At 71.7% G+C, this 12,452-nt stretch carries 11 protein-coding genes; 4 read left to right on the forward strand and 7 right to left on the reverse strand.

The window, feature by feature from the left end; all coding sequences use genetic code 11:
- Positions 1 to 1,353: a phosphoglucosamine mutase gene (gene glmM / locus ACIBCT_RS03260; protein ID WP_399185753.1), complete on the forward strand. Its 1,353-nt coding sequence runs from the start codon at positions 1 to 3 to the stop codon at positions 1,351 to 1,353.
- Positions 1,354 to 1,471: 118 nt separating this feature from the next.
- Here glmM and ACIBCT_RS03265 read toward each other — a convergent pair whose 3' ends face one another.
- The 6 genes from ACIBCT_RS03265 to coaA form a co-directional block, all read right to left on the reverse strand.
- Positions 1,472 to 2,188, reverse strand: coding sequence for an ABC transporter permease (locus tag ACIBCT_RS03265; protein WP_399185754.1), 717 nt, complete (start codon positions 2,186 to 2,188; stop codon positions 1,472 to 1,474).
- A 2-nt stretch (positions 2,189 to 2,190) separates the two neighbouring features.
- Entirely contained in the window at positions 2,191 to 3,105 is a 915-nt protein-coding gene (locus ACIBCT_RS03270; protein WP_399185755.1) for an ABC transporter ATP-binding protein, read from the reverse strand.
- Positions 3,102 to 3,980, reverse strand: a complete 879-nt coding sequence (locus ACIBCT_RS03275; RefSeq protein ID WP_399185756.1) for an ABC transporter permease — start codon at positions 3,978 to 3,980, stop codon at positions 3,102 to 3,104. Before ACIBCT_RS03275 ends, ACIBCT_RS03270 begins: the two co-directional genes overlap by 4 nt.
- Positions 3,973 to 4,878 carry an ABC transporter ATP-binding protein gene (locus ACIBCT_RS03280; protein ID WP_399185757.1) on the reverse strand — a complete coding sequence of 302 codons (906 nt, stop codon included), beginning with the start codon at positions 4,876 to 4,878 and terminating at the stop codon, positions 3,973 to 3,975. Before ACIBCT_RS03280 ends, ACIBCT_RS03275 begins: the two co-directional genes overlap by 8 nt.
- Before the next feature lie 256 nt (positions 4,879 to 5,134).
- The gene (locus tag ACIBCT_RS03285) at positions 5,135 to 6,082 is read right to left on the reverse strand and encodes a DUF389 domain-containing protein (RefSeq protein ID WP_399185758.1); all 948 of its coding nucleotides are present in this window, start codon (positions 6,080 to 6,082) and stop codon (positions 5,135 to 5,137) included.
- A gap of 190 nt (positions 6,083 to 6,272) precedes the next feature.
- Positions 6,273 to 7,208 (reverse strand): type I pantothenate kinase, encoded by a 936-nt coding sequence (gene coaA, locus ACIBCT_RS03290; RefSeq protein WP_399185759.1) that lies wholly within the window; start codon positions 7,206 to 7,208, stop codon positions 6,273 to 6,275.
- 122 nt (positions 7,209 to 7,330) lie between these two features.
- Here coaA and glmS point away from each other — a divergent pair, with 122 nt between their 5' ends.
- Together glmS and ACIBCT_RS03300 are read left to right on the forward strand one after the other, a co-directional pair.
- The gene (gene glmS, locus ACIBCT_RS03295; protein ID WP_399186089.1) at positions 7,331 to 9,172 is read left to right on the forward strand and encodes a glutamine--fructose-6-phosphate transaminase (isomerizing); all 1,842 of its coding nucleotides are present in this window, start codon (positions 7,331 to 7,333) and stop codon (positions 9,170 to 9,172) included.
- A gap of 263 nt (positions 9,173 to 9,435) precedes the next feature.
- A complete protein-coding gene (locus tag ACIBCT_RS03300) occupies positions 9,436 to 10,851 on the forward strand; it encodes an alkaline phosphatase PhoX (protein ID WP_399185760.1) in 1,416 nt (471 codons plus the stop codon).
- A gap of 162 nt (positions 10,852 to 11,013) precedes the next feature.
- Here the strand turns inward: ACIBCT_RS03300 and ACIBCT_RS03305 are convergent, their stop codons facing one another.
- Positions 11,014 to 11,703 carry an SDR family NAD(P)-dependent oxidoreductase gene (locus tag ACIBCT_RS03305; protein WP_399185761.1) on the reverse strand — a complete coding sequence of 230 codons (690 nt, stop codon included), beginning with the start codon at positions 11,701 to 11,703 and terminating at the stop codon, positions 11,014 to 11,016.
- A 393-nt stretch (positions 11,704 to 12,096) separates the two neighbouring features.
- On the opposite strand from ACIBCT_RS03305, the gene ACIBCT_RS03310 reads away from it, so the two are divergent.
- On the forward strand, positions 12,097 to 12,447 hold the full coding sequence (locus ACIBCT_RS03310; protein WP_399185762.1) for a holo-ACP synthase: 351 nt from the start codon (positions 12,097 to 12,099) through the stop codon (positions 12,445 to 12,447).
- Positions 12,448 to 12,452: the final 5 nt, after the last annotated feature.

Consider the following 12,452-nt stretch of genomic DNA (forward strand, 5'->3'; position numbering starts at 1 on the left):
TTGGGTCGCCTCTTCGGCACCGACGGGGTACGTGGGGTCGCCGGTCGCGACCTCACGGCCGAGCTCGCCATGGACCTGTCCGTGGCCGCGGCTCATGTCCTCGGCGATGCCGGGGCGTTCAACGGCGGCGGGCGGCGAGACCGTCCCGTCGCCGTCGTGGGCCGGGACCCCCGCGCTTCAGGAGAGTTCCTGGAGGCCGCGGTGGTCGCCGGCCTGGCGTCGTCCGGCGTGGACGTTCTCCGGCTCGGCGTGCTGCCCACCCCGGCGGTCGCTTACCTGACCACGGCTCTCAGAGCCGACATGGGCGTGATGATCTCCGCCTCCCACAATCCCGCTCCCGACAACGGGATCAAGTTCCTCACCCGCGGCGGATACAAGCTGCCCGACGCGGTGGAGAACGAGATCGAGCAGCGGCTCGGCGAGAAGTGGGAGCGCCCTGTCGGTGCCTCGGTCGGCCGCGTACGCGAGGCGTACGGCGAGGCCGACCGTTACGTGTCCCACGTGCTGTCCACGGTGGACGGCCGTCTCGACGGTCTCAGCGTGGTCCTCGACTGCGCCCACGGAGCCGCCCACATGGTGGCCCCCGAGGCGCTGCTGCGGGCCGGGGCCACCGTGGAGACGATCGGGGCGCGCCCCGACGGTCTCAACATCAACGCCGGGGTGGGCTCCACCCACCTGGAGAAGCTTCAGCAGATCGTGGTCTCCCGCAACGCCGACGTCGGGATCGCCTATGACGGCGACGCCGACCGCTGCCTGGCCGTGTCGCACACCGGTGAGATCATCGACGGCGACCAGATCATGGCGGTGCTGGCCATGGCCATGCACGCCGAGGGCACGCTGGCGGGTGACACCGTGGTGGCCACCGTCATGTCCAACCTGGGCTTCAAGATCGCTCTGAAGAACGCCGGCATCGACGTCGTCGAGACCGCCGTGGGCGACCGTTACGTCCTGGAGGCCATGAGGGCGGGCGGCTACAACCTGGGCGGGGAGCAGTCGGGCCACGTCCTGATGCTCGACCACGCCACCACCGGCGACGGGCTGCTGACCTCGCTCCACCTGCTGGCGGTGGTCGCGCGGCAGAAGCGGTCGCTGGCGGAACTGGCCTCGGTGATGACCCGGCTGCCGCAGGTGCTGGTGAACGTCAAGGGCGTGGACCGGACCAAGGCCTCGGTCCCGGAGCTGTCGGCGGCGGTCACCGCCGCGGAGTCGGAGCTGGGCGAGAGCGGCCGGGTGCTGATCCGGCCGAGCGGCACCGAGCCGATGATCCGCGTCATGGTCGAGGCGGCCTCGGCCGAGCAGGCCGAGTCGCTGGCCGGCCGCCTGGCCGACGTCGTCCGTACCGCCTGCGTCTGAACGACGAGAGCACGGCCCGCACTCCGGTGCGGGCCGTGCTCTCGTCGTGTCCGGCCCTTTTCCCGTCGCAGGCCGGTACGTCGTGCGCCCCGGCGGAGGGCGCACGACGCGGGGAGACCTACTCGTCGCCGGTGAGGGAGAAGCTCCGCAGGCGCCTGCCCGCCCACAGGACCGCGCCGACGGTGACGATCGCGAGCGCCGGGACGGCGAAGCCGAGGGCGATCTCGGTGGAGAAGAACGCCGAGGACGACAGCTGGTCGGCGACCGTCTGGGCCCACTGCTGGATGGAGAAGCGGCGGGCACCGGGCACGAAGTTGCCGACCACGCCCTCCCAGACGAGCGCGTAGACGATGCCGATCGTCACCGCGTGCCGGGTCAGCACGCCCAGCAGCATGAACACCGCGGCGTAGGCGACCCCGCCGACCAGCGAGCCGAGCGCGAAACCGGAGGCGATCCCGGACTCGGTGCCCACCAGCAGGTAGGCCGCGACGAAGGTCGGCACGGTGCCGAACAGCGCGAGCAGGGAGGCGGCGACCACGAACTTGGTCTGCGCGATCACCGGCCGGGAGATCGGCTTGGAGAGCAGGTGGATGATCGTGCCGTCGTCGATCTCGGGGGCGATCACCCCCGTTCCCGCGATGAGGCCTAGCAGCGGGAGCATGGTGCCGATGGCGAAGGTCTGCATGAGCGTGACCGCGCTGCGCTCGTCGTCGGCACCGAGGAACCGCAGCAGGACGGCCATGGCGATCAGCGCCACCGGCAGCATGATCAGCAGCCAGATCCGGCGGCGGCCCAGGAGCGCCCGGTAGGAGAGTCCGGCGATGACACCGTTCATGGTCAGCTGCTCCTGTTGATCAGGTAGGAGAAGACGCTCTCCAGGTCTTCGTCGGAAGGGGAGACCTGCCAGAGGCGTACGCCCGCGTCCTTGGCGACCCTGGGCAGCAGCCGGGTGAAGCGCCGGAAGTCGACGGCCTGCACCTCCAGGCCCGCCTCGGTCAGCGACACCGCGCCCGAGGAGGGGTCGGCGATCAGCGCGGACGCCAGGCGGCGGTCGTCGCTGGAGCGGACCCGGAACAGGTGCGGCCGGTCGGTCATCCGGCGGCGGATCTCCCGGAAGTCGCCGGAGGCGGCGTGACGGCCGGCCACCAGCACCTCGATGTGCTGGGCGACCCGCTCGACCTCCTCCAGGATGTGCGAGCTGAACAGGATGGTCTTGCCCGCGGTGCCCATGGCGCGGACCAGGTCCATCAGGTGCAGGCGCTGGCGCGGGTCCATGCCGTTGAACGGCTCGTCGAGCAGCAGGACCTGCGGGTCGTGCACCAGGGCGGCGGCCACCTTGACGCGCTGGCGCATGCCCTTGGAGTACGTCTCGATCCTGCGGTCCTTGGCGCTCTCCATCTCCACCAGGGCGAGCGCCTTGCGGGCGGCGTCGTCGGGGTTGGGCAGGCGGTGCAGCCTGGCGCTGGAGAGCACGAACTGCCAGCCGGTGAGGAAGCCGTAGACGGCCTCCCGCTCGGGGACCAGGCCGATGGAGCGGTAGATCTGGTGGTTGCGCCAGATCGGGGCGCCGTCCAGGGTCGCGGTGCCGCCCGAGGGGGCCAGGAACCCGGCCATCATGTGCAGCAGCGTGGACTTGCCCGCCCCGTTGGGGCCGAGCAGGCCGGTGACGCCGGGGCCGATGGTCATGGTGATGTCGTTGACGGCGACCACGTTGCCGTACCAGCGGGAGACCTGGGCCAGTTCGATGTTCATCGGGAGGCCGCCTTACGGTAGCGCGCGACCAGGGCCGTCACGGACAGGACGATCAGCACGAGCACGAGCGCTCCGGCGACCAGGGGCCCGGCGCCGGAGGGGTAGATGACGCTGGAGGCCGGGGGCGCGTCGAAGATCCCGACGTGCACGGCGGCGTCGACCATGAAGAACGGGTTGATCAGCCAGGCCCAGGAGGCCATGGCGTCGTCGCCCATCGACTCCAGCGTCGCGTACAGCACGGTCGAGACCGCGGAGGCGAGCAGGTAGAAGGCGATGATCGAGGCGACGCCCAGCCCCCGCCGCGGGGTGAACGAGGCGATGGCCACGCCCAGGCAGGACAGCAGCACCGCGTAGCAGACCGCGCCGGCCATGGCGGTGAGGTACGCGCCGGTGTGGGTCTCCCCGGGCAGGTCGATGACCACCTCGCCGATGAACAGCACCGTGAGCGGCACCGCCAGCAGCAGGAACATGGCCGCCGTCATCGCCGCGAGCTTCGCCCCGACGTAGTCCCACAGCGTCACCGGGCGCGACAGGTAGAGCGGCAGCACCCGGAAGCGCAGGTCCGGCGCGACCGCGTACGGCGACTGCGAGGCCAGGAAGATCGCGAGCACCGCCTGCATGACGACCGCGTACTCGGTGTAGCGCATCCCCTCCTGCTTGGCCAGCGCCATGATCGCGATGGAGACGACCGCGGGCAGCATCATGACGCCCACCAGCAGGAAGGGAATGATCTTCGAGCGGACGGTACGGCCGAGCCCGAAGATCCCGCGCAGGGTGTGCACGGTCAGCGCGGCGGTGGCGTGGCCGCGTCCGAGCCGCGCCCCCTCGTAGTGGCGGTATCCGATGTCGTGGATGACACCCGTGGGCTCAGACACTGGCGGGCTCCCTGAAGACGTCCTCGATGCGCTGGCGGCCCTGTTCCACGCGGATCAGGCTGAGGTCGAGCTCGCAGACGGCGTCGCGGAGCGTGTCGAACGTCTCCGGCGCGCGGACGTGGACGAGCAGCGTCCTGCCGTGCGCGGTGACGGTCTCGCCGAGCTCGGTCAGCCGGGCCGCCAATGCGTCCTGGCCCTCCTCCACCTCGACGGAGACGGTCTGGGTGCGCTGGGTGAACTCGCCGATGGCCGAGGAGCGCAGCAGCTTGCCCCCGTCGATCACGATGACGTGGTCGCAGACCCGCTCCAGCTCGCCCAGCAGGTGCGAGGTGACCAGCACGCTGATGCCGAAGTCCGAGCCGATCCTGCGGATCAGCGCGAGCATCTCGTCGCGACCGGCCGGGTCGAGGCCGTTGGTCGGCTCGTCCAGCAGCACCAGGCGCGGGTCGTGCACCAGGGCCTGGGCCAGCTTGACGCGCTGCTTCATGCCGGTGGAGTAGCCGCCCATCGCCCGGTAGCGCTCCTCGTACAGCCCCACGTGGCGCAGCACGTCGGCGGCGCGCTCGCGGGCGGCGGTGCGCGGCAGGCCGGACATCTGGGCCATGTGCACGGTGAACTCGGTGGCCGACAGGTCGGGGGGCAGGCAGTCGTGCTCGGGCATGTACCCCACGACCCGGCGGATCTCGGCGCCGTGGGTCGTCACGTCCATGCCGAGCACCTGGGCGCCGCCCTCGCTGGGGTCGAGCAGGCCGAGCAGGATCTTGATCAGCGTGGATTTGCCCGCGCCGTTGGCGCCCACCAGGCCGGTCACGCCGGGGCCGACGGTGACGGTGAGCCGGTCGAGCGCCGTCACCCGGGGGAAACGTCTGGTCAGTCCCTCGGTGGCGAGGATAGTCATGGTCGGACCTTATCGGCCGGGATGGGAGGGGCACCTCGGCCATACGAACGAGTCGTCCCTCGTCCGAAAGGGCAGCGCCGGGGCCGGCGGCCGGGACCTGGGTGGGAGCCCAGACCCGGGTCTGGGCGGGACCGCAGGCCCGGTGCCGACCCGGCGGACGGGACCCGGGCGGGACCACGGGCCCGGCGCCCGGGCCCGGCACGGGGGCCGGTCGTCACGGGCCGGTCGTCACGGGCGGGGCCCGGCGGGCCGGTCGTCAGCCGGGGCCGGGGCGTGCCGGGAGCCGCATGCCGAACCGGGACCAGTAGGCCTTCTGGATCAGGAGCGTCACCACGCCGGAGATGACCATGCCCGCGATGTTCACCCCGAGCTGGAGGGCGGAGCCGGCCATGTCGTCCCAGCGGGAGAGCGCGGCGGCGACCGCGAAGTAGCCGGCGGCGGGGACCGTGGTGACCGAGATGAAGACGCCGACCAGGGCCGAGGACTTGCCCGCGGTGACCGAGAGCACCCCGGCCGCCCCGGCGAGCAGCGCCACCATGAACGACCATCGATCGGGCTTGACGATGAACTCGATCTCCTCGTGCCCGTCCAGCGAGCCGGCGCCGATCCAGCCGAGCCAGCGTCCGGCCAGCGCGAAGACCAGGGCGATCGCCAGGGCGATGGCGAAGCCCAGGACCAGGGTGCGGAGCGCGCGGCCGATCAGATCGCGGTCGACGCGGATCAGGCCGAAGCAGATCGCCGCGACCGCGCCGAACTCCGGCCCCATCACCATCGCGCCGATGATGAGGATCGGCGAGTTGACGATCACGCCGATCGCGGCGAGCAGCGTGGCGATCGTCAGGAACGCCATGAAGGCCCAGGTGAGCTGGATGTCCTCCTCCAGCCGCTGGGCGAACTCGGCCCAGACCACGGCGTCGTCCCCGTCACCGGGCGCCTCCTCCCGGGCGCGGTCGGCCACCTCGGAGATGGACAGGTCGATCTGCTCGGCCGCGATCGACCCCTCGGCGTGCAGGCCCAGCTCCTGCAGCCGGTCGATCACCTCGTTGGCCGACTCCCTGGCGATGTCGAACTGTACGAGGTCACCGGCGGGGGAGCGCGCGGCGCCGGGGAACACGACGATGTTGACGACGCCGACGCACTCGTCGAGCACCTTCAGCACCCCGTCCGACAACTCCGCCGGGGTGATCACGCGTAGATGTAACACGGGCCAACCCTAGGACCTGTGCCACGGCTCGCTGAATCCCGCGGGCGGTGCGGGCACGCGGCGGCTCCCCGACCCCCGACGGCCCGGTCCGGCGATCCCGCCCTACGGCGGCGAAGAGCGGGGCTCGTCCGGTGCGCGTCCTTTGCCGGGGCGGTCAGGCGCCGGGGGCGGGGGCGAGGGCCGCGGCGGGTCAGATGCGGCGGAGCCTGACGCGCCTGATCGAGTGGTCGGCGCCCTTGTGCAGCACCAGGTCGGCCCGGCCCCGGGTGGGGGAGATGTTCTCGACGAGGTTGCGCTCGTTGATGTCGCGCCAGACGTTCCTGGCGAAGTCGGTCGCCTCCTCCTCCGACAGCTCGGCGAGGTGCCTGAAGTAGGACTTGGGGTCCTCGAAGGCCGTCCGGCGCAGCTTGTGGAAGCGGTCCACGTACCAGTCGCGGATGTGCTCGACCTTGGCGTCCACGTAGATCGAGAAGTCGAAGTAGTCGTTGATCGCCAGCGCGGTGGGCGGTGCGGGCTGGAGCACGTTCAGGCCCTCGACGATGAGGATGTCGGGGCTGCGCACGGTCTGGACCGCGCCGGCCACGATGTCGTACTCCAGGTGGCTGTAGACGGGGGCGGTGACCTCGGGCAGGCCCGCCTTGACGTCGGCGACGAACCTGACCAGGGCCCGCCGGTCGTAGCTCTCCGGGAAGCCCTTGCGGTGCATGATGTCCCGGGCGGTGAGCACCTCGTTGGGGAACAGGAAGCTGTCGGTGGTGATCAGGTCCACCCGGGGGTGCTCGGGCCAGCGGGCCAGCAGGGTGTGCAGCAGCCTGGCGGTGGTCGACTTGCCGACCGCGACGCTGCCGGCGATGCCCAGCACGTACGGGGCCGCCCGACGCCCGCCGCCGAGGAAGGTGTTCAGCGCCGCGCTGCGCTGCCGGGCGCCGGTGAAGTGCAGGTTGAGCAGCCGGGTGAGCGGCAGGTAGATGTCGGTGACCTCGGCCAGGTCGATCGGGTCGTCGAGGCCGCGCAGCTCCTCCAGCTCCTCCGCGGTGAGCGTCAGCGGGGTGTTCCTGCGCAGCTCGCTCCACCGGGATCGGCTCAGCTGCACGTACGGTGTCGCGGCGTCAGGACCGTTGGCCATGGTGCATGAGCCTACTGATCGCACCGGGGCGCGCTCCGGCCGGGGCGCCGGGCGGGATTCTTGGGCTGCGCTGGGGGTTCTCCATAGGTACGGTGGCCGATCCTCAAGGAAGGGGGGTGGCCATGTGCGGGATCGTGGGATACACCGGGCGGCGGCAGGCGATCGAGGTCGCGGTCGAGGGGCTGGGACGGCTGGAGTACCGGGGGTACGACTCCGCGGGGGTGGCCCTGGTGGGATCCGGCGGCCTGGCGGTGGAGAAACAGGCGGGCAAGCTGGCCAACCTGCGCTCGGCGCTGCTCTCCCGGCCCACGCCGCCGGCCACGACCGGGATCGGGCACACCCGGTGGGCCACGCACGGGGCCCCGACCGACCGCAACGCCCACCCGCACACCGACTGCGCGGGGCGGATCGCGGTCATCCACAACGGGATCATCGAGAACTTCGCCGCGCTCCGGGCCGAGCTGGAGGACGCCGGGCACCTGCTGGTCTCCGAGACCGACACCGAGGTGGTGGCGCACCTGCTGGAGGAGTTCGCCGCCGGGGGCCTGGCCGAGGCGATGCGCCGGGTCTGCCTGCGCCTGGAGGGGGCCTTCACGCTGCTGGCGATCTCGGCCGACGAGCCCGAGGTGGTGGTGGGGGCGCGGCGCAACTCGCCGCTGGTGGTCGGCCGGGGGGACGGGGAGAACTTCCTCGGCTCGGACGTGGCGGCGTTCATCGCCCACACGCGCGAGGCGGTGGAGCTGGGCCAGGACCAGGTGGTCGAGCTGCGTCCCTCGAAGATCACGGTGGTCGACTTCAACGGCATGCCGGCCGAGACGCGCGACTACCACGTGGGCTGGGACGCCGCTGCCGCCGAGAAGGACGGCTACGACCACTTCATGCTCAAGGAGATCGCCGAGCAGCCCAGGGCCGTCGCCGACACGCTGCTCGGCAGGGTCGGCCGGGACGGCCGGCTGGCACTGGACGAGATGCGGCTCTCTGACCAGGAGCTGCGGGACATCAACAAGATCATTCTGGTCGCCTGCGGGACCTCGTACCACGCGGGGCTCATCGCGAAGTACGCCATCGAGCACTGGGCCGGGCTGCCGTGCGAGGTCGAGGTGGCCAGCGAGTTCCGCTACCGCGACCCGATCCTCGACCGCGACACACTGGTGATCGTGATCAGCCAGTCCGGCGAGACCATGGACACCCTCATGGCGGTACGGCACGCCCGCGGGCAGCGCTCCCGGGTGCTGGCGATCTGCAACGTGAACGGCTCCACGATCTCCCGCGAGTCCGACGCCGTCCTGTACACGCACGCGGGCCCGGAGGTCGCGGTGGCCTCCACCAAGGCGTTCCTGACCCAGCTCGTCGCCTGCTACCTGGTGGCGCTCTATCTCGCGCAGGTGCGGGGCACGAGGTTCGGCGACGAGATCACCCAGATCTTCGACCGGCTGGCGCAGCTGCCGTCCAAGGTGAGCGAGGTGCTGGCGACGGTCGAGCCGGTCCGCGCGCTGGCCAGGTCGCTGGCGAGCGAGCGGTGCGTGCTGTTCCTCGGGCGGCACGTGGGTTTCCCGGTCGCGCTGGAGGGGGCGCTCAAGCTCAAGGAGCTGGCCTACATGCACGCCGAAGGGTTCGCCGCGGGCGAGCTCAAGCACGGCCCGATCGCGCTGATCGACGCGGGGCTGCCGGTGGTGGTCGTGGTCCCCTCCCCGACCGGCCAGCGGGTGATCCACGACAAGATCGTGTCCAACATCCAGGAGATCCGGGCCCGCGGCGCCAGGACCCTGGTCATCGCCGAGGAGGGCGACCTCGCGGTCGAGCCGTACGCCGACACGCTGATCCACATCCCGGCGGTGCCGACCCTGCTCCAGCCGGTGGTGGCCACGGTGCCGCTGCAGGTCTTCGCCTGCGAGCTGGCCACGGCCAAGGGGCACGACGTCGACCAGCCCCGCAACCTCGCCAAGTCGGTCACGGTGGAGTGAGGCCCGTCCGGGGCTCCGCGCGGACGGCGTCGAGGCACGTCGAGGCACGTCGAGGGACATCGGGCACCGGTGGCATCGTCGGCACCACGAACACCACGAACACCAAAAGCGTCAAAAGGCTCGAAGAAACCTATGGGCACCGGAAGCCGACAAGAGAGGAGTCGTTTACCTTTCCGGATTATTAATTATTCATAAATGCCCTATAGCGGTCCTCCGGAACAGATTAACGTTGCGTGAACGTACCTGATCCAAGGGAGCCACAGATGGATCGTCGCCGTTTCCTCGCCCGGAGCACCGCACTGGCGGCGATCGGGGTGGCCGGGCCCTTCGCCGGGGTCGCGCGGGCGGGACAGAGCGGGCAGCTCCGCTCCGGGAGCGGCTACGGGCCGCTGGTTCCGGTCGCGGACGAGCGGGACGGCGTGGTCCGCCTCCACCTGCCCTCCGGTTTCCACTACCGCTCCTTCAGCGTCGCCGGCGACACGTTCACCGACGGTTCGGTCGTCCCCTCGCGGCACGACGGCATGGCCGCCTTCCGGGGGCCCGGAACCAGCGCGATCCTGGTCCGCAACCACGAGGTCAACGGGCCGGTCGGCGCGTTCGGCGACCCGGCCAAGGCCTACGACCCGGCGGCCGGCGGCGGCACCTCCACGCTCCGGGTCAGCCGCTACGGCGAGGTGCTCGCCTCCGCCCCCAGCCTGACCGGCACCCAGATGAACTGCTCGGGCGGGCCGATGCCCTGGGGTGCCTGGGTGAGCTGCGAGGAGACCGTCAACGGCCCCGACGTGGGCAACGACCCCACCGGCCAGGACAACAGCAAGCTGACCCAGAAGCACGGCTACGTCTTCGAGGTCCCGATCGACGGCCGCGGCCGCGTGCCGATCAGGAGCGCCGGGCGGTTCGCCCACGAGTCGGCCGCGTTCGACCCGCTCACCGGCGCGCTGTACCTCACCGAGGACGACTTCCTCTACCCGTCGGGCTTCTACCGGTACCTGCCCCCCAAGAACCCGCTGACCGCGGGCCGCATCCTCGACGGCGGCAGGCTGCAGATGCTGGCCGTGCAGGGCGCCCCGAACAAGGACCTCTCGATCGGCCAGCCCGCAGGGGCCTCCTACGCGACGACCTGGGTGGACATCGACGACCCCGACCCCACCTACACCGGCACCACCACCTACGAGACGGCCATGCTGGCGGTCTCCTCCCAGGGCAGGGCCAAGGGGGCGGCGCTCTTCTCCCGGCTGGAGGGGGCGGTCAGCCACCACGGCACGATCTACTTCGTCTCCACCCAGGGCGGCGCGACCGCGCCCGGCGACACCCCGCCCGGCGGCTACGGCAAGGGACGCGGCCAGGTGTGGGCGTACGAGACGTGGAGCGGCCGGCTCAAGCTGGTCTACGAGTCGCCGGGCTCGGTCACCCTGGACCTGCCGGACAACGTCACCACCAGCCCCCGGGGCACCCTGGTCCTGTGCGAGGACGGCTCCGACGGCAACTATCTGCGCGGCCTCACCGCCGCCGGTCAGATCTTCGACTTCTCCAGGCTGGCCCCGGTCCAGGGCGACTCCGGCGCCGAGTTCGCCGGCTCGACCTTCGGCCCCGGAGGCCACACCCTCTACGTCAACATGCAGGCGTCCCAGGGCATGAGCTTCGCCATCTGGGGTCCCTGGCAGCGCGGCGGCTTCTGACCGGCCCGCGGGTCCCCTCCGGGAAGGCCCCCGCGGGCCGGGTCCCCTCCGGAGGAGGTCCGCCGGCCGGGGCTCTCGCCGGTGGGAGCCCCGGCCGGCCGGGGAGCCGGGCCACCGGGCGCGGAGGCCGCGAAAGGCCGGGTCGTCACGGGGAGAGCCGGGTCACCAGGGGAGCGGGCCCTCCTGCGCGCCGAACGTGCCGGTCGGACCGTCCTGGCCGAGGACGGCCATCCGCACGGCCACCGCCGCGCCCTCGGCCGCCGTGCGGGTCCCGGTGTGACCGGTCAGGTCGGTGGCGCAGTGCCCGGGATCGACCGCGTTGACCAGGATCCCGGATCCGCGCAGCTCGTTGGCGTACATCACGGTGATCGCGTTGAGCGCGCTCTTGGCGGAGTTGTAGGCCAGCATCGTCCAGTCGCGGTTGATGCCGTCCCTGGCCGCGGTGAGGGCCAGCGAGCCCAGCCGGGAGGTCATGTTGACGATCCTGGCCTCGCCGGAGGCCCGCAGCAGCGGGATCATCGCGTGGGTGACCGTGACGACGCCGAACACGCCGACCTCGTACGTGCCCCGCATGTGCCCGGCGGTCACGTCCGCCGGGGCCACCCCGTGGTCGCCGCAGAGCGCGGCGTTGTTGACCAGGACGTCGAGCCTTCCGAACTCCTCCCCGACGACCCTGGCGGCGTCGCGGGCCGCCGCCTCGTCGGTGACGTCCAGCGGCAGCGGGCGGGTGCCCTCGGGGGCGTGACCCTCGTCGCGTACCCCGGCGAACACGGTCATCCCGTGCCCGGCGAGCTGCCGTGCGATCTCCCTGCCGATGCCCCGCCCCGCTCCGGTGACCAATGCGATCCTCATGAGCCGTCGTTCCCTTCTGTAAATGTCCATAGATGTCCGTCGATGTCCGTGCCGAGGACGCACAGTCTGGGCGGGGCCGCTTGGAAGTGACCTGGGGGCCGGTTGTGACGGCGCGGACCCGGGCGACCGGCGGCCCGCGAGCACCCGGATCCCCCGGATCCCCTGGATCCCCTGGATCCCCCGGATCCGTTGGGCCCCCGCCCGGATCCCCTGGACCCTCTCGGCCTCCTCGGGACCTCCTGGCCCCCGGACCTCCTGGCCCCCGGACCTCCTGGCCCCCGGACCTCCTGGCCCCCGGACCTCCTGGCCCCCTGGCCCCCTTGGATCCTCGCCCGGACGTCCGCCCGGCCCCGGGCGTCACGGCACCGCCGCCCTCTCTTCTAGCCTGGGTGGATGATCGTTGGTATCGGCGTCGACGTCGTGGACGTGGCCAGGTTCGAGGTGACGCTGACGCGCACGCCCGCGCTGAGGACGCGCCTGTTCACCCCGGCGGAGAGCGGGCTGGCCGCCGAGTCCCTGGCCGCCAGGTTCGCGGCCAAGGAGGCCGTCGCCAAGGCGCTGGGCGCGCCTCCCGGGCTGCCGTACCGGGACGCCGAGGTCGTGCGCGGCCAGCACGGCCGTCCCGAGCTGCGGGTGACCGGCCGGGTGGCCGACGTCGCCCGTGAGCTGGGCGTGGCCCGCTGGCACGTCTCGCTGACCCACGACGGGGGCGTCGCCATCGCCTACGTGATCGCCGAGGGATAGATTCG

The sequence above is a fragment of the Streptosporangium sp. NPDC050855 genome (assembly GCF_044456585.1).
Lineage (GTDB): Bacteria > Actinomycetota > Actinomycetes > Streptosporangiales > Streptosporangiaceae > Streptosporangium > Streptosporangium longisporum.